This window comes from Vibrio sp. JCM 18905, from assembly GCF_055393305.1.
Map to the genome: position 1 here is coordinate 143,408 of NZ_AP043878.1, position 16,761 is coordinate 160,168.

Consider the following 16,761-nt stretch of genomic DNA (forward strand, 5'->3'; position numbering starts at 1 on the left):
TGCTCGTTTTTTTGAGCCGATTTAATCTAACCGAAACACTAAACAGAGGCGTGCTTTTCCTCTGCAAGGGTATGGCATCCCCACTTCGCGATCATATTAAGCAAATCACTTTTCTGAACTGGTTTTGTCAGGTAATCATCCATACCTAATGCGATACTTTTTTGTTGCTGCTCTTGCATCGCATGTGCGGAAAACGCAACGATTGGACACCAAGGAAACGCACCACTTTCCTGTAACTCACGAATGTCTTTTGTCACGCCAAAACCATCTTTGTTTGGCATAGAAATATCGGTAATCACCAAGTCCGGAGAAAGCTGTTTATAAAGTTCAACGGCTTCAACACCATCTTCCGCCAACGTCAGTTTAACACATGTGTCTTGCAACATTTTTTCAATCAATATTCGATTGATATGGCTGTCTTCTGCGACTAATAGGTGCAGGCTAGAAAAGTCAGGGTTCTCATCTAAGGAAAGTTCTCGACGCTTTTGTGTCTTAGTAGAAAACAGAGCTTGCAGTTTATGCTGCGTGACCGGTTGCGGCAATAAACGATCCCGCTCGCACGACCATGCCTGCCCTTCCTCCATCACGCAAGGTGCAAGGAACAGTACCCGTTTGGCGGCGGATTCTGTCGCATCAAGCTCATAAAGCGCATCTCTATCTTGAGCATTGTTTACACTCGCGAGGATACGATCAAAACCATCCAATTTTTTACCCAAAGACTGCGCAGTTGACCAATCGTTGGCATGAGTAACTTCAATGCCAATCTCTTGAGCTAAATGTATCAAGTGTTGCACGCGCGGTTGATAATCATCAATCAACAATAGTCGATTTGCACTCAGCTCTATCGGATCGGAAAGAAGCTGACTTTGCTTAGGCAACTGCAAACTAAAGCTAAAACACGACCCTTTGCCAAAATCTGAATGCACACAAAGCTCGCCGTTGTACATGCTGATCAAACGTTTTGAGATTGCCAACCCCAAGCCTGTACCTTCATGGCGTCTTGTCGCGGAGGTATCGACCTGCTCAAACTTATCCATAATATGAGCCAATCGATCTTCGGGGATACCAATGCCCGTATCACTCACGGAAAAATCAAAACCGTGCTCACTTTCTCTGACTTTGAGTAGCACATGACCTTCGTCCGTGAATTTCACCGCATTACCGATCAAGTTAAGCAAGATTTGATTAATCCGACCTTTATCGCCGACCACGACCGTATTCATAGACAATGGCATATCAACCAACAACTTAAGGTTCTTTTTATCCGCCTGATAGGCACACAAAGCGGTGCAACTCTCGACGAGTGAACGCAAGTCAAACTCCTCTTCAACTAACGTCAACTTGCCCGCTTCTACTTTGCTGTAGTCGAGGATGTCGTTAATGATCGTCACAAGGTTGTTGGCAGATTTGTGCAGCAAGAGTAATAACTCCCTTGGCTCTCGACGGTTTTCGTTCTCAAGCAATATCTCGCTGATCCCCATGATCGCGTTCATTGGGGTGCGAATCTCATGGCTCATGTTCGCCAAAAATTCCGATTTGGCTTGCATCGCCTTTTTCGATTTATCTAAAGCAGACGACAGACGCCTCTCCATCCTGCGCCTGTCGGTGATGTCACGCTCTACCGCAATAAAACGTAACAGCCCGCCATCTTCATCAAACACAGGAGAGAGCTCCAACTCGACCCAATACGGGTGCTTCGACTTGGTGTAGTTGAGTATTTCAACCCTAATAGGAGAGTGCTTACGGACACTTTTTGAGAGCAATGCCACCGTATTTGGGTCTGTGTCTGGCCCTTGGAGTAACTCGCCCGGCGATTTGCCAATAACTTCTTCCAACGTATATTCGGTTAGCTGTTCAAACGCGGGGTTTACCCATGCAATAGTGCCGTCAGGGTGAGTAATGATGATCGTATCGCGAGCGTGTTCCGCCACCTCGGCAAGCTGCGATATTTTGGCCGATAACTGTTGCTGGGTTTGATGCTCTTGCTGAAGTTTAGTTTGCGCTTGTGCTAAAGAGCGTGACATTTGGTTAAACGCTTCGCCAACACGTGTAACTTCGTCATTGCCTGAAATCGAAATTTGCGAACCCGGACCTTGCTGTGAAACCTTGATTACCCCAGTACGAAGAAGATCGAGCCGCTTCATCAAATAGCTACCGAGAGCATACGAAAACATGGCCACCAGCGACATTTCAATAAAGGCGATAACCAAACTTGCATGAGTCGCAAATGAAAGAACTTGATGTACATGTTCAACATTCACACCCATTTCAACCTTACCGAAAGTCTGCTTTCCAAGAGTAATCTCTTGCGCAACATCGTAAACTCCATCGGTCACATCAAACGGTCTCACACCAGTATCAACACCGCTGTAATCCCCCTGTAGCGTCAGCTCGACGCCATCTTGATTAACAATACGAATGTAAGCCAGCTCGTGCTCACTCACGACAGAACGAGCAAAACTGTCTAGATAGGCTAAGTCCGTCGCAATCACCGCATCTCTCGACGCCTGAGCAAATACACTCACCAAGTGTTGGCTCCCAACCTCTAGGCTAGTCTCGTTGGAACTTTCCAACCAATTAAGCCCACTAATGATGAGTACACCGAGCGCAAGGGCCTCAATAAGAGCAATGCCAAGTATCGTTTTCGAACGCAGCGTCATAGGACAACCATTTATCTTGAGATTCCCAATTGAACAACATCTTGCCAATCTTGGTCTTGTGCAAGCTGTAACCCGTCAATGTTGAGTAAAGTAAAACTCTCCTGTGCTTTTGGATCGTCATTAAGTTGCGAAATTGCCTTTCGTAAGGCAAGAGTAATCTCTTCATCGACATTATTTGAAACCGCAATAGCATGAGGCGTATAACCAGCGGTTGTATAAATGATGCTAAGTTGGTCTTTTATTTCACTCGGTAAGCTCTCAAAGGTACGCTTCACGCCACCACCAGCAATGTACAAACCTTTAAGTACCCCCAAATAGACTGAGTCGTGCGAACCAACATATTTAGGCGTAAACTTGATGCCTTTCTGCGCCAACTCTGATTGTGTGATGATAGAAGCAGCAAATGCTCGAGGGGCAGGAAAAGCGATGGTCTTGTCTTGCAGCTCATCAAGGGAAACCGACTTCCCTAGCCTTGCTACAATAATGCCTGTGATGCGCTTATTTTTCGCTCTTGCTAAAGCCGTATAACCTGGGTTTTGATTCACCAACGTAAAGTGATATGGGTTCATGTATGCAATGTCGTAGGCTCCAGCCATCAAGCGAGCTTCGAATGTGGGAATATCACGTGCCGTGGCAAACTTAATCTCAACGCCAGCAAGATCTCCCCAGCGTTGCAGTAATGGCTGCCATTGTTGCACTAGTTTGGTCGCCGACTGTTGCGGTACGACACCAAAAACAATGGAAGGTTGAGCAACGACAGAAGGTGACCATATGCATAACACCGTAAGCAACGTAAATATTCGCTTGTGAAGCCGCCAAATCAACGTCTTTAGTTGGGAGTTCAACAAAATCATCTCCTTATGTTTGTCTTTCGTTAAAGATAGATAGCTATCTGAAAGATTGCGAATTATCGGATTAAATTGCCTCGTGTCTCAGATACCATTTATACTCAAATGAACACCTAAAACAGGAGCAGGTAAATGCTTATTACATTTCGTTGCCATAGCCACTCGAACGTCACTATGTTTGGCGATATTGCGATAAAGATGATCAAAATGATGGGCCATAGTGGCTCAGTACCAGGGTCAATTTCCGCTCAAGACATCCCTGATGCTCTATCTAGATTGACCTCCGCTCTCGCAGCACAAGAAGCGATAGAGCAGAACAACAGTCAAGCAATGGAAGAAGATGAGGAGCAAGAGGAACAAACGGTCAGTTTAGGACGCAGAGCATTTCCACTTATTGAGCTTTTAAAATCGGCTATTAAAGAAGAATGCGAAGTGATGTGGGACAGCCAATAAATGCTCCAAATCAAGCTGTGGAGAGGAAAGCAACATCCAATTTATACTTTCCTCCCCTGCTAAAAGGAACTTACCCAATTCACTTCACTTCTCTATTTGAATGACTCTTAACGAGTGCTTACTCAAAACTAACCTATTGAATATAAATCAGTGATAAACATCTGATTTAATAATAAAAATCTCCTATTGACTGAAACACTCACTTATCATTGTGGCCTCAACTGCAAACCATTAATGGAATGATTGTTATGTCAGAACTGACTCGGATGCGCTCTGGAGAAACCTATAATTGCCTGGATGAAGAACTAAAGCTAATGCGCGCCAAAACTGCGCAGCTTGTCTTCCAATTTAACCACGAGCCAAACCCAGGTATCCGTAGACAACTATTGGCGGAGATGGGCGTCCAATTAGAAAACAGCGCCTGTATAGAGCCACCGCTTCAACTTACCTACGGTTGCCACTTGTCCATCGGGGAAAACACCTACATCAACTGGGATGCCATCATTCTGGACAATGGGCAGGTTGAGATTGGCGCGAACGTCATGATTGGGCCTAGAGTGCAAATTTACACAGCCGCTCATTCACTGGATACACAAAGACGCTTAGCCGGAGATGAGATCGCCAAACCGGTAAAAATCGGCAATAACGTTTGGATTGGTGGGGGCGCAATCATACTGCCAGGCGTGACCATTGGCGATGAGGCCGTCGTCGGCGCTGGCTCTGTCGTAACCAAAGATGTTGCGCCAGGCGATCGAGTTGCTGGAAATCCGGCGCGCTCCATTAAACCAAAAAACTGAAGAAAGTCGCTATTTTGCCAAATGTTCGCGAATAATGTTGGCAAGCAGATTGAGAGCATGGACGTATTTGTCATTGAGCTCAAAAGAAGCGTTAAGACGAATACAGTGATCGTATTGTTCTGTCAGGCTGAACATCTTTCCCGGTGCGATGCTGATATTATCTTTTAGCGCTTTTCGATATATCGGCAAGGCGTCGATATGCTTGGGAAGCTCTAACCAAATAAAGTACCCGCCGCTTTGGCTTAACACTTTGACTTCTCCAGGTAACAGGTCACTAAGCAGATCCGTCATCTTACTTTTACGTTCAAACAACTTTTTTCGTAACTGCTTCAAATGCGATTCATAATTGCGGCTTGTTAAATAGTGCACCAATGTCATTTGCACTGGTGCACTCGTCGCTAATGTACTCATTAACTGTAACTTTTGTACCTCTAGCGCCCGCTTTCCCGCCGCAACCCAACCAATACGTAGCCCTGCGATTAATGATTTTGAAAACGAGGAGCACAACATGGTATTGCCCGTGTCATCAAACATTCTTAGTGGGTAAACCGAGTCATTCCCGGCATGCAGCTCGCTGTACACATCATCTTCAATCACTGGCACGTTATATCGCTGTGTCAGCTCAATCAGCTTTTGTTTTTTCTCGTTGGAAAGCGTAAAACCCAAAGGATTCTGGAAGTTCGACATAAGCCAACATGCTTTCACATCGTGTGTTTGCAGCGCTCGTTCCAATGAATCTAGGTCAATGCCCGTGACCGGGTCTGTTCTTACTGAGAGCGCTTTCAAACCTAACCGCTCTAAGGATTGCAATGCGCCATAGAATGCAGGCGACTCCACAACCACCCAATCTCCCGGTCTTGTACAAGCTTGCAAACTGAGCGTTAACGCCTCCAGCGCGCCTGCCGTAATGACAATTTCATCGGGCGAAATTTCAATGCCTTTCGCAGCATAACGCTTCGCGATGATGGTGCGTAATTGTTCGTTTCCCGGCGGTAAGTTATCAAAGGTGGTGGAAATCGGCATATTGCGAGCGGCTGCGCTCATCGCCCGATTCACGTGATATCGTGGGTACAAACTTGGGTCTGGATAGGCAAAGCCAAAATTGATCATGGATGGATTTTTACTCGCCTGCAGAACATCAAAGATAAACTCATTGATGTCTACCTGCTCTGTCCACGAAACCGCGGCTGGCGCTTGGGGTTCATTTGAACTCTTAATATAGGGAGCAACTCGATAACCAGATCGCGGCTGTGACGTTACCCAGCCTTGAGATTCCAGAATTTGATAAGCGTGCAATACCGTCATCAAGCTCAAACCCGAGTGTTCCGATTGGCGACGCAGAGAAGGCAGCTTGTCACCCGGATGCCATATCCCCGATTTTATCTGCCTTTTAAGCTGTTCCACTAACTCTTGATACTTCGCCACACGCGAATCCCCCTCCATAAAGCCGAATTCAAAATAATAACACTTCAATATTTAATCTGTTATAGGTTTATAGTCACTGTCTGTACCTACTTCCCTCATTCCGCTCCTTTTAAAATAGCTCTCTCATAAAACTTAAAAGATCAAAGGAAGTTTAATGTTTGGCCTCGACGCATTTATGCTTGCACGGATACAGTTCGCCTTTACGGTATCCTTTCATATTATTTTCCCCGCTATCACCATAGGTCTGGCCACCTATCTCGCCGTGCTGGAAGGCTTATGGCTAAAAACACGTAATCCCGATTACCAAAAGCTCTATCACTTCTGGTCGAAAATTTTTGCGGTTAACTTTGGGATGGGCGTTGTATCTGGCCTTGTCATGGCCTATCAATTCGGCACCAACTGGAGTGGTTTCTCCGACTTCGCTGGTTCTATCACTGGCCCATTACTGACTTATGAAGTGTTAACGGCTTTCTTTCTCGAAGCTGGATTTCTTGGCGTGATGCTATTTGGTTGGCGTCGCGTCGGCGAAAAGCTGCACTTTTTTGCAACCTCGATGGTGGCGTTAGGCACGATCATTTCGACCTTCTGGATTCTCGCCTCCAACAGTTGGATGCAAACGCCACAAGGCTATGAAATTGTCGACGGACGTGTGGTGCCAACCGACTGGTTTGCTATCGTTTTCAATCCTTCATTTCCTTATCGTTTGGCGCACATGAGCGTCGCGGCTTTCGTTAGTTCCGCACTCTTTGTAGGCGCGTCAGCCGCTTGGCATTTATTGAGAGACAATCAATCGACTGCGGTAAAAACGATGTTTTCGATGTCGCTCGGGATCTTAGTGTTCCTTGCGCCACTCCAAGCCGTGATTGGCGATGTACACGGGTTAAACACTCTCAAACACCAGCCCGCCAAAATCGCTGCCATCGAAGGACATTGGGATAACAGCGATGGCAAACCAACCCCATTGATATTGTTCGGCATGCCAAACATGGAACAAGAACGCACAGACTATGCCTTAGAAATTCCTGTTCTAGGAAGTTTGATCCTACGCCACAGTTTAACTGAGCCAATCCCGGCGCTGAAAGACTTCCCGAAAGAGGAACGACCGAACTCACCTATCGTCTTTTGGTCATTTCGAATCATGGTCGGACTAGGACTTCTGATGATTTTTCAAAGCTTCTACAGCATGTGGTTACGAAAAAAGAACACGCTTTATACCTCGCGTTGGTTCCTCAAGTTTTCATTGTTTATGGGGCCATCTGGTCTTATCGCAATACTCGCTGGCTGGTTTACGACAGAGGTTGGTCGGCAACCTTGGGTCGTGTATGGCGTACAAAAAACGCGTGATGCGGTTTCTGCACACGGAGACCTACAAATGAGCATCAGCCTGCTGTGTTTCCTTGTTGTATACAGCTTGGTATTTGGTTTTGGTTATTACTACATGATCCACCAAATCAAGAAAGGCCCCGATGCAATCGAACACGATGAGCACGACATGACGACCGTTTCAGGCCGTATCTAGAATTTGTCACAAAGTGAAGGTAGAAAATATGCATTTTGATTTATCCGTGATTTGGTTCGCGATCATCGTTTTTGCCACTTTGATGTACATCATCATGGACGGCTTCGATTTGGGTATTGGAATACTGATGCCCTTCATCAAGGATGAAAAACAAAAAGACGTCATGGTCAACAGTGTCGCGCCTGTTTGGGACGGTAACGAAACTTGGATTGTACTTGGAGGCGCATCTCTATTTGGCGCTTTTCCGATGGCTTACGCGGTGATTATTGAAGCGCTAACCATCCCTTTAACGTTGATGTTGATTGCTTTGATCTTTCGTGGCGTCGCGTTTGAGTTTCGCTTTAAAGCATTGGAAAGCCACTTAAAGTTCTGGGATCGCTCTTTTATGGTCGGCTCGATTTTAACCACGTTTTTCCAAGGCATCGTTGTTGGCGCGGTAATTCAAGGCTTTGCGGTGGAAAACCGCGTCTTCGTAGGTAGCCAACTCGACTGGCTCAGCCCTTTTCCCATCTTTTGTGGTTTGGGTTTAGTCGCAACGTACGCGCTGCTTGGTAGCACATGGCTCATCATGAAGACGGAAGGTGAACTGCAAAACACGATGTACCGCTTCACTAACAAAACACTACTGGCGATGATCTCCGCATTAGTCATTGTGAGCGCTTGGACTCCACTTGCTTACCCTGCCATTGCGGAAAGATGGTTTTCTCTGCCTAATTTGTTCTACTTACTGCCCGTACCTGTCATTACTGGGCTGGTATGTTTGAAGATTGCCGACTCCGTTAAAAAGCGAAAAGAGCGCAGCCCTTTCGTGATGGCATTGGTGATCGTGATTCTCGGGTTCGCTGGGCTTGGCATCAGTATCTGGCCAAATATCATTCCTCCTAGCATATCAATATGGGAAGCAGCCGCTCCTGCAAGCAGTCAACGCTTTATGCTCGTTGGAGCAGTGATCATCATCCCGATCATTCTGGCTTACACCTTTTGGAGTTACTACGTCTTCTCTGGAAAAGTGAAAGAAGACGAAGCGTACCATTAACGAGTTGATAAGGAGTGAGTATGAAAGTCAAAAATTGGTGCCGCCAATGGGCTTGGATGGTTGGAATTTGGATCGTTAGCGTCGCTGCATTAGGGTTAGTGTCTATGTTATTTCGCGTCATGATGACCGCTGCAGGGTTAAAATCTTAGCTCGGCACTTTTAAGTCAATAGAAAATGGATGCCTCTAGATCTTGTGTAAGAGCTAGAGGCGTTGAACCTAATACTCAATCTTAATGAAAAAGCCAAGCGTTAAGAATCTACTCAAAACACTCTTTCATAAGTCTACATTGCCTGAAGTCGTTCATGCATGCTTACGAGATCAAAAGGTTCAAGCTTTTTCGCAATGCTCAGTAATGCTTCCTTTTTATCTTGCGGTAAACTTTGAAACTTCGACTCTAAACGTAAATCCACTTTGCTAAAAAGTAGCTTTCTAATTTGACTAGCTTTTGCCTTTGATAATTGCAATCCATCATTATCGGAGGTTTCAATTATCATGATAATTCTTGCTAAATCACTGAATTCATTATCAGAGCATAAATAAAGTGATTGTTTGTATAAATAGCCAACCGAAATTTCAAAATCAATATTAAGCGCTTGAATCTGACCGACAATGTTTTCACTCATATCATTTTGAGAAGCAGAGTTGATACAATCATCAAATCGCCTTTCAAATGTAACAAATCGATTATTGAGCTCGTCCAACATAGTCGTATCTTTTGCGAATGATTCTATAGGTAAAACCAATAAGAACATTGGCAGTAGGTATTTTTTCAGCGACCGACTGTTCACAATCAAGTCCTTTTTCTAAAAACTTTCATACGGTGTTGGTGCAATTGTTGCTCTCAAACTCAAGTCCATTAAACTCGCCAAATGGCTTTCATTAAACTCTGATAGCTTTTGCAGCTTTAGACTGGCTTCATTAAACTCTTGGTAGAACTTCTCAGGTTGAGGTATCACGACTGTTTTTATGTTTGCTCGTGTTGCCGCAAGCATACCCGAATAAGAGTCTTCAAAGGCAATACAGTTACTTGAATCTACACCTAGTTTATTGATTGTTGAAAGGTAGACATCTGGCTCTGGCTTGCCCTGTTCTACATCGTCTGACGATGATATCGCGTCAAAGTAACTGGCAATACCGAGTTTGTTCAAAATGATGGGAATGAGTTGATAAGGTGAATTAGTAGACAATCCTATCTTAAACCCTTTTTCCTTAAGCAATTTGAGTGTTTCTGTAACACCCTCTAATTCGCATCCTTTTTCAATTATTAATGCCTCCACTTTATCCACAACAGCATTCTCTACTTCCTCTAGGCTCTTTTCTTGCCAAGGATTACGTTCATACCAAAACCTTGTTACTTCACCTGTCGTCATCGTCGCAGTCTGCTTTGATAATACTTCGGTCACTTGGACGCCAACTGATGAAAACACCTGCTTTTCAGCTTCCTTCCACAAAGGTTCTGAATCAATCAGCAACCCGTCCATATCAAAGACCGCAGCGTATATCATTGGTACACCCTCAGTAAGTTCTATTCGTTGAGTAAGATTTGTCTATTCAACCAAAGCATAGCTTTGCATATAACGAGGGAGAGTATCACATTTGCCTGGGGCTATCAGAGCCAGTTCGATAACTCATCTTTAAGCCTCAACATGACTGATGTTCGTGACTACTTTTAACGCCAGCTTATTGAGATTAGACGCCTCCCAAGCAACGACAACACGACTGGTTAGGGGGATATCATCAATCTCGGCGACTGTCGCAGAATCATCGAGATGTTCAGCCAGTGAACGTGGAACGATAGCAATGCCTAACCCAGCCTGCGCCATGGCAATCGTCGTACGAAGTTGCGGTGCTGCAAACTGTGGTTCGAGCCTTACTCCTGCGTCGGCAAAAAGTGTGCTCATACCATCAAACAATGCAGGTCCAGTCTCTCGTGGAAACAGTAAAATTTTATGGCCTCTCAACTGTTTCATCTGGATACAGGGATACTTTGCCAGCTCGTTCCCCGCCGGAATCACCGCGACAAACGGGTCGTTAAACAACACCTTGCGCTCAAAAGGCTCACTGGCGTAGCAGGGTAGCCGCATGATTGCGAGATCAAGTTGTTTGCTTTTTAACTGAGTGGCAAGCTCTGGCATTGACAGTTCCGCCGTCTGTAAATGAACCCCATTCTCTTGAATACGCCCCACCCTCTCTAATACCTTAATGCAGGTTGATGTTGACGTTGCGAACCCGATTTTAACCTGCGTATTTTCACCACGGGCAATCTGTCGAGCTTTTGCTTTAGCGCGTTCCACATCAGCAAGAATATTTACCGCATCAGTATAAAAGACTTGGCCAGCATGGGTCAGTTCTACCCCTCTAGACAAGCGCTTAAATAGGTCCAAACCAAGCTCGTGCTCTAACTTTTTGATTTGTTGACTTAAAGGAGGTTGCGCAATCCCTAACTGTTCAGCGGCTCGGGTAAAGTGACGAGTCTCGGCGACCGCGACAAAATACTTCAGGTAGCGAAATTCCATATATTTTCCATATCAAAATAAATCTTTTTTATATTGGATTTAGCACCGTGTAGAAGTCAATCTAAATATACTCTTCATTGCATAACTGGTCTTACTCATGCGTGGATTTTATAACCCTCTATGTGCTTGTTCGCTTGAAGTAGCGAAAGAATTTTCTGAATACCATCACGTTACCGGAGATGGTGAGATTTATCAGACTTCGTTAATGAGTGCTTTGATCGCTGGTGTTTACGAAGGCTCAACAACCATAGAAGAACTGCTGAAACATGGGGATTTTGGTTTAGGTACGTTCAATGAATTGGATGGTGAGCTGATTGCTTTTGATAAGGAAGTTTTTCAACTCAAGTCGGATGGCTCCGCAAACCCGGCAGACCTAGCGCAAAAAACGCCCTTTGCTGTCATGACTTTTTTTAAGCCTGATATCGAGCTGCCACTGACATCGCGCATGTCACGTCATGAAGTCCATAGCCTCATAGACGACATGGTTCCAAGTGACAACCTATTTTGCGCAGTGCGCATTGATGGCGTTTTCGATTCAGTTCGTACTCGCACCGTACCTAAACAAACACGCCCTTATCGGCCAATGCTTGAAGTGGTCAAAGAACAACCAACATTCCGCTTCACGCATAAGCAAGGCGTGGTCGCTGGCTTTCGTAGTCCTAAATATACGACTGGCATCAATGTACACGGCTATCACGAACACTTTATTACCGATGACCGCCAAGGAGGTGGTCATATTCAGGATTACAGCATTTCGTCAGGATTTCTCCAGATTGGCAAAGTCTCGCGGCTAGTGATTGATACACCAGTATCGACAGACTTTCTCAACGCCAATTTGGCTCCGGAAGATATAAATACCGCTATAGAAAAGGCGGAAAAGTAACAAAGTCAGGCAAATAATAAGGACAACAAATGCAATCCAAACCTTCAAATAAAAATGGAGCTCAGTTGATCGCTCAACAGCTAGAGTCTCTCGGCATTAAGTACATTTTCGGTATTCCCGGTGCAAAAATCGATCGACTGTTCGATGCGATTGAAGACACTAACATCCAAATGATTCCGGTACGTCACGAGGCTAACGGCGCATTTATGGCGGGCGTTATGGGAAGACTAACCGGCAAAGCAGGCGTCACAATGGTTACGTCAGGTCCAGGCTGTGGAAACCTAGTTACAGGGGTGGCAACAGCAAACTCCGAAGGCGATCCGCTGATTGCTATCGGTGGTGCGGTGAAACGAACTGACCAGCAAAAACAAACACACCAGAGCATGGATACCGTCAGTATTTTTCGCTCTATAACTAAGTTCAGTGCTGAAGTGCAGCATGTGGACGCCGCAAGCGAGATCATGGCGAACGCATTTCGTATCGCAGAGTCAGGTCGCCCTGGGGCTTGCTTTTTGAGTCTCCCCCAAGATGTTTTATCCGAGCAAACCCAAACGGACATTATTGTACCCTCGCCTTACACACAGCCTGGTTGCGCAGACATCGCAGCAATCGAAGAAGCGGTCAGTCGAATCAGTAAAGCAAAGCGCTGTGTGGTTTTACTTGGCCTTCACGCGAGCCGCAGTCAAAACGCTGCTGCTATCGCCCGATTTCTTCAAAATACGCAGCTACCCGTTGTCGGCACTTACCAGGCCGCCGGCACGGTAGACATCAATTACTATCACCACTTTGCTGGGCGTGTCGGTTTATTTAATAACCAACCTGGCGATGTTTTACTGCGGGACGCCGATTTAATTCTCACCATCGGCTTTAGCCCAATAGAGTATGACCCTGAGCTTTGGAACAGCCACCGCAACCCAGTGATTCATCTCGATATTGAACCTGCAGAGTACCAACTTAATTATCAGCCTTGTGTTGAAATCGTCGGAAACATTGCGCAGTCATTAGACAAGATGGGCAGCTATATCTCTGAATATGCGCGCCTTTCCCCAACGGCACTTTCAGTACTGGAAGAGGTAGCACTGCAACGGCAAGTGATCAAAACCTATCCCAATGTCTATAACAAGCAAGGATTTCATCCACTGGCACTGATTAAAGCCATGCAATCTATCATCACACCAGATACCACGCTATGTCTTGATATGGGGAGCTTCCACATCTGGATCGCTCGTTACTTAAGTTGTTTTCGAGCTCGCCAAATGCTGGTGTCTAACGGCCAACAAACGATGGGCGTTGCACTGCCATGGGCCATTGGTGCCAGCCTACTGAAACCTGGCAGCAAAGTGGTATCGATATCGGGAGACGGCGGTTTTATGCAATCGAGCATGGAGTTAGAAACCGCGGTTAGACTGAACTGCAATATCGTCCATATTGTGTGGGTTGATAACGCCTACAACATGGTAGAAATGCAAGAGATCAACAAATATCAGCGCTGCTCTGGTGTGAAATTTGGTCCAATTGACTTCAAAGCGTACGCCGAAGCATTTGGCGCGAAAGGCTTCGCAGTGACTAGTCAACACGAATTGCTACTGACATTGAATAAAGCCATGGACGTTGAAGGACCAGCAGTGGTGGCTATCCCCGTAGATTACAGCGACAACGACAAACTGATGTTGCCGCGCACAGAGAAAAATCAAGATCCCGTTTTTGTAAGTTTCGAAGGAGAAATCGCATGAGAGGATTAAAAAATAAAGTCGCACTCGTCACTGGTTCTGCCAATGGTATTGGTTTGGCCATCGCAAAACGTCTGTATGAAGAAGGCGCAAACGTCGCTCTTGCCGATTGGAATGAAGAGCAGTTGGCAAACGCCGTTGAGGGCTTTGATAAACAACGTGTGTCTGCGCATTCCATTGATGTTTCTGATCCAGACAAAGTCGCAGCACTGATTTCTGATGTTGTTACCCGTTTCGGTAAACTGGATATTTTAGTAAATAATGCTGGCGTACATGTCCCAGGATCCGTGATTGAAGGTAGTGTGGAAGACTGGAAGAAGATCTCTGGTGTAAACATTGACGGCGTCGTTTATTGCGCGAAGTTTGCGTTACCTGAACTCTTAAAAACGAAAGGTTGTATGGTGAATACCGCGTCCGTTTCCGGTTTGGGTGGTGACTGGGGTGCCGCATTCTATTGTGCGAGTAAAGGCGCTGTGGTCAACCTGACTAGAGCGATGGCATTGGACCATGGTGCGGAGGGTGTAAGAATTAACGCCGTATGCCCAAGCTTAGTAAAAACCAACATGACGAACGGCTGGCCGCAGGAAATCCGCGATAAATTCAATGAGCGCATTGCGCTTGGCCGAGCAGCAGAACCTGAAGAAATTGCGTCTGTCGTGACTTTCTTGGCAAGTGATGACGCATCTTTCATTAATGGCGTAAACCTACCTGTAGACGGCGGTGCCACCGCATCAGATGGTCAACCTAAAATAGTATAAGCATTAACACTGACTGAGCAGAATCTTTAACTGTAAGGTATCCACGCAAAAAAAGAGCCGAGTTTGTACTCGGCTCTTGTGTGTCTGTTCTTAAGCCTGAGACGTTGCTAAACCTGCCGACGCGCCGCCTAATAACACATGATTAAATTCCATTCGAGATTCTTGGGCTTGTTCAGACAGTTCTTGTTTCTTCTGTTGAGCCAACTCAAGCGCTTCGGTTAGTTGCTGTAGCTCTGTTTGCATATCTTCTGGTAAATGATGGTCCGAAAACCCAGATTCACAGCTGTGTTCTAAGGCGAATGCGCGAATTCTCTTACGCATGCTCATCAGGGCCGCCATTGCTTCGCGCTCTTCTTCAGCCGCCTGTTGAGCTAAGTCTTTAAAGCGCTCAAATTTCGCCAAAGCCATTCCCTCTGTTGACCAAGGGTCAATTTCCGGCAGTTCTTCAATGTTAATGGTTGGCTCTTCGTATTCTGCTTGATGTTTAATATCTAGGCTCGCCGCGCGGACAAAGGACACCATCAACATCACCGAGATAACTAACAACGGTAAACCTCCCACGATCGCAGCGGTTTGTAATGTCGATAAACCTCCCATGAACATTAGGACGGTTGGCAGAAAAGACAAAGTAAACGCCCAGAACAAACGGTTCCAGCGCATCGGTTCTTCCGTGACATCATTTTGAACCACAGACGCAAGAATGTACGAGATAGAGTCAAACGAAGTCGCCGTAAAAATGATACACAATAGTGTAAAAACACCAATAACGATTGGCCCTAACGGTAATGTGTCTAACGTTGCAAAAATAGCCGCTGGTGCGCCTGATTCGTTGAGGATTGCGATGACATCAAGCTCACCCGTCAATTGCAACGATAAACCATAGTTACCTAAAACAATGAAGAATAAGAAACAACCTAAAGAACCGTAAAATATAGAACCTACGACCATCTGTTTGATCGTTCTTCCACGCGAGATACGCGCAACAAACAATCCCATACAAGGAGCAAAGACCAACCACCATGCCCAGTAGAAAATAGTCCAGTCTTGCGGGAAGTGTGTATCTGTAAACTCACCATAACCACCAAACGGCTCCGCCCAGGTAGCCATAACAAAGAAGTTAGACAACATACGACCAATAGAATCTAAGCCCGTTTCTAACATGAACACGGTTGGCCCAACGGCAAGTACAAAGAGTAACAAGCCCATCGCACCCCAGAAGTTAATGTTACTAAGGAATTTGATCCCCTTCTCAAGCCCTGCATACGCGGAGTAACCAAAAATAGCAGTACAGAGAAGTAATACAGCCACTTGGCTGAAGGTATTGTTTGGAAGACCGAAGATATGATGTAGACCACCGTTGATAAGAGGCGCTGCTAAGCCAAGCGTAGTCGCCGCACCACCCAACATACCAAAAATAAACAACACATCAATAAACTTGCCAATACCACCGTTTGCACGCTTTTCTCCTAATACAGGCATTAACGCACTAGAGATTTTCAAAACAGGTTGTTTGCGTACATAAAAGAAGTAAGCGATAGGCAGAGCAGGAATAAGGTAAATTGACCAAGCGATCGGTCCCCAGTGAAACAGACCATAAGTCGCGGCCCAGCGAATGGCTTCTTCACTGCCTGCTTCCAACTGAAATGGTGGTGATTGATAGTAGTATGCCCACTCGATACACCCCCAATACAGAATACTTGCGCCAATACCTCCACAAAATAGCATTGCAGCCCATGAGGCGTTACCAAATTCTGGTTGCTCGTCGGCTTCACCAAGTTTGATTTGGCCAAGATCGCTGAACACGGTGTAAATCATAAAACACATTGCTGCGATACCCAGTGCGAGGTATAACACACCAAGCTTATCGGTCATGAAAAATTTGGCTGAAGCTATCCAATCCGCACCTTGTGTGGGAAATAAAATTAAAGGTATAACGACGCTAAGTAAAAGAAAGAGTGAGCCTAAGAAGGTAGGCTTATCGATGAGAGAAAATGATTTGTCCATATTATATATCCTTATGTTTTCAAAGGACATGATCTACATTTCTCACAACTTCGCCAATTCACAACAATTATCGTTACCACAAGAATAATTATCTTTAAAATATGCATTATGTGACGCTGATTTTGTATTCA

15 protein-coding genes are annotated in these 16,761 nt (G+C 45.5%); 8 read left to right on the top strand and 7 right to left on the bottom strand.

Translation table 11 applies throughout. The annotated features are described in order from the left end of the window. Nucleotides 1-38 precede the first annotated feature (38 nt). Together ACZ5ZC_RS00535 and ACZ5ZC_RS00540 are read right to left on the bottom strand one after the other, a co-directional pair. Nucleotides 39-2,660, bottom strand: a complete 2,622-nt coding sequence (locus tag ACZ5ZC_RS00535; protein ID WP_464931625.1) for an ATP-binding protein — start codon at nt 2,658-2,660, stop codon at nt 39-41. An 11-nt stretch (nt 2,661-2,671) separates the two neighbouring features. Beyond that, nucleotides 2,672-3,508 (bottom strand): phosphate/phosphite/phosphonate ABC transporter substrate-binding protein, encoded by an 837-nt coding sequence (locus tag ACZ5ZC_RS00540; RefSeq protein WP_193447203.1) that lies wholly within the window; start codon nt 3,506-3,508, stop codon nt 2,672-2,674. Between the two features lie 132 nt (nt 3,509-3,640). On the opposite strand from ACZ5ZC_RS00540, the gene ACZ5ZC_RS00545 reads away from it, so the two are divergent. Then, a complete protein-coding gene (locus tag ACZ5ZC_RS00545) occupies nt 3,641-3,961 on the top strand; it encodes a DUF1840 domain-containing protein (RefSeq protein ID WP_031427956.1) in 321 nt (106 codons plus the stop codon). Between the two features lie 248 nt (nt 3,962-4,209). Further along, nucleotides 4,210-4,758 carry a sugar O-acetyltransferase gene (locus tag ACZ5ZC_RS00550; RefSeq protein WP_047008221.1) on the top strand — a complete coding sequence of 183 codons (549 nt, stop codon included), beginning with the start codon at nt 4,210-4,212 and terminating at the stop codon, nt 4,756-4,758. 9 nt (nt 4,759-4,767) lie between these two features. Here the strand turns inward: ACZ5ZC_RS00550 and ACZ5ZC_RS00555 are convergent, their stop codons facing one another. After that, nucleotides 4,768-6,183 carry an aminotransferase-like domain-containing protein gene (locus tag ACZ5ZC_RS00555; RefSeq protein WP_464931626.1) on the bottom strand — a complete coding sequence of 472 codons (1,416 nt, stop codon included), beginning with the start codon at nt 6,181-6,183 and terminating at the stop codon, nt 4,768-4,770. Nucleotides 6,184-6,337: 154 nt separating this feature from the next. Here ACZ5ZC_RS00555 and ACZ5ZC_RS00560 point away from each other — a divergent pair, with 154 nt between their 5' ends. The 3 genes from ACZ5ZC_RS00560 to ACZ5ZC_RS00570 are packed head-to-tail and all read left to right on the top strand — an operon-like array spanning nt 6,338 to nt 8,887. Continuing rightward, the gene (locus ACZ5ZC_RS00560) at nt 6,338-7,702 is read left to right on the top strand and encodes a cytochrome ubiquinol oxidase subunit I (protein WP_045545446.1); all 1,365 of its coding nucleotides are present in this window, start codon (nt 6,338-6,340) and stop codon (nt 7,700-7,702) included. A gap of 28 nt (nt 7,703-7,730) precedes the next feature. Next, the gene (gene cydB / locus ACZ5ZC_RS00565; RefSeq protein WP_017820345.1) at nt 7,731-8,738 is read left to right on the top strand and encodes a cytochrome d ubiquinol oxidase subunit II; all 1,008 of its coding nucleotides are present in this window, start codon (nt 7,731-7,733) and stop codon (nt 8,736-8,738) included. A gap of 20 nt (nt 8,739-8,758) precedes the next feature. Beyond that, the gene (locus tag ACZ5ZC_RS00570) at nt 8,759-8,887 is read left to right on the top strand and encodes a DUF2474 domain-containing protein (protein WP_080936814.1); all 129 of its coding nucleotides are present in this window, start codon (nt 8,759-8,761) and stop codon (nt 8,885-8,887) included. A gap of 133 nt (nt 8,888-9,020) precedes the next feature. On the opposite strand, the gene ACZ5ZC_RS00575 is transcribed toward ACZ5ZC_RS00570, so the two are convergent. The 3 genes from ACZ5ZC_RS00575 to ACZ5ZC_RS00585 form a co-directional block, all read right to left on the bottom strand. Then, nucleotides 9,021-9,527 carry a hypothetical protein gene (locus ACZ5ZC_RS00575; RefSeq protein ID WP_046875948.1) on the bottom strand — a complete coding sequence of 169 codons (507 nt, stop codon included), beginning with the start codon at nt 9,525-9,527 and terminating at the stop codon, nt 9,021-9,023. A gap of 15 nt (nt 9,528-9,542) precedes the next feature. Further along, on the bottom strand, nt 9,543-10,244 hold the full coding sequence (gene hxpB, locus ACZ5ZC_RS00580) for a hexitol phosphatase HxpB (protein ID WP_054867451.1): 702 nt from the start codon (nt 10,242-10,244) through the stop codon (nt 9,543-9,545). Nucleotides 10,245-10,373: 129 nt separating this feature from the next. Next, complete coding sequence (locus ACZ5ZC_RS00585) at nt 10,374-11,255, bottom strand: LysR family transcriptional regulator (protein ID WP_464931627.1); 882 nt, start codon at nt 11,253-11,255, stop codon at nt 10,374-10,376. Nucleotides 11,256-11,352: 97 nt separating this feature from the next. Here ACZ5ZC_RS00585 and budA point away from each other — a divergent pair, with 97 nt between their 5' ends. The 3 genes from budA to budC are packed head-to-tail and all read left to right on the top strand — an operon-like array spanning nt 11,353 to nt 14,626. Next, nucleotides 11,353-12,138: an acetolactate decarboxylase gene (gene budA, locus ACZ5ZC_RS00590; RefSeq protein WP_054867453.1), complete on the top strand. Its 786-nt coding sequence runs from the start codon at nt 11,353-11,355 to the stop codon at nt 12,136-12,138. Nucleotides 12,139-12,167: 29 nt separating this feature from the next. Then, on the top strand, nt 12,168-13,871 hold the full coding sequence (gene alsS / locus ACZ5ZC_RS00595; protein ID WP_464931628.1) for an acetolactate synthase AlsS: 1,704 nt from the start codon (nt 12,168-12,170) through the stop codon (nt 13,869-13,871). Further along, the gene (gene budC, locus ACZ5ZC_RS00600; protein ID WP_005392589.1) at nt 13,868-14,626 is read left to right on the top strand and encodes a meso-2,3-butanediol dehydrogenase; all 759 of its coding nucleotides are present in this window, start codon (nt 13,868-13,870) and stop codon (nt 14,624-14,626) included. The genes alsS and budC overlap by 4 nt, the downstream gene beginning before the upstream one ends. Before the next feature lie 90 nt (nt 14,627-14,716). Here the strand turns inward: budC and ACZ5ZC_RS00605 are convergent, their stop codons facing one another. Further along, nucleotides 14,717-16,630 carry a BCCT family transporter gene (locus ACZ5ZC_RS00605; protein WP_301660769.1) on the bottom strand — a complete coding sequence of 638 codons (1,914 nt, stop codon included), beginning with the start codon at nt 16,628-16,630 and terminating at the stop codon, nt 14,717-14,719. Between the last annotated feature and the right edge of the window lie 131 nt (nt 16,631-16,761).

Bases quoted from the DNA above. Each gene is read 5' to 3' on its own strand.
- ACZ5ZC_RS00560 (WP_045545446.1), top strand. From the start codon at position 6,338: ATGTTTGGCCTCGACGCATTTATGCTTGCACGGATACAGTTCGCCTTT.
- cydB (WP_017820345.1), top strand. From the start codon at position 7,731: ATGCATTTTGATTTATCCGTGATTTGGTTCGCGATCATCGTTTTTGCC.
- ACZ5ZC_RS00545 (WP_031427956.1), top strand. From the start codon at position 3,641: ATGCTTATTACATTTCGTTGCCATAGCCACTCGAACGTCACTATGTTT.
- ACZ5ZC_RS00585 (WP_464931627.1), bottom strand. From the start codon at position 11,255: ATGGAATTTCGCTACCTGAAGTATTTTGTCGCGGTCGCCGAGACTCGT.
- ACZ5ZC_RS00570 (WP_080936814.1), top strand. From the start codon at position 8,759: ATGAAAGTCAAAAATTGGTGCCGCCAATGGGCTTGGATGGTTGGAATT.
- budA (WP_054867453.1), top strand. From the start codon at position 11,353: ATGCGTGGATTTTATAACCCTCTATGTGCTTGTTCGCTTGAAGTAGCG.
- ACZ5ZC_RS00550 (WP_047008221.1), top strand. From the start codon at position 4,210: ATGTCAGAACTGACTCGGATGCGCTCTGGAGAAACCTATAATTGCCTG.
- budC (WP_005392589.1), top strand. From the start codon at position 13,868: ATGAGAGGATTAAAAAATAAAGTCGCACTCGTCACTGGTTCTGCCAAT.
- alsS (WP_464931628.1), top strand. From the start codon at position 12,168: ATGCAATCCAAACCTTCAAATAAAAATGGAGCTCAGTTGATCGCTCAA.
- ACZ5ZC_RS00605 (WP_301660769.1), bottom strand. From the start codon at position 16,630: ATGGACAAATCATTTTCTCTCATCGATAAGCCTACCTTCTTAGGCTCA.
- ACZ5ZC_RS00535 (WP_464931625.1), bottom strand. From the start codon at position 2,660: ATGACGCTGCGTTCGAAAACGATACTTGGCATTGCTCTTATTGAGGCC.
- hxpB (WP_054867451.1), bottom strand. From the start codon at position 10,244: ATGATATACGCTGCGGTCTTTGATATGGACGGGTTGCTGATTGATTCA.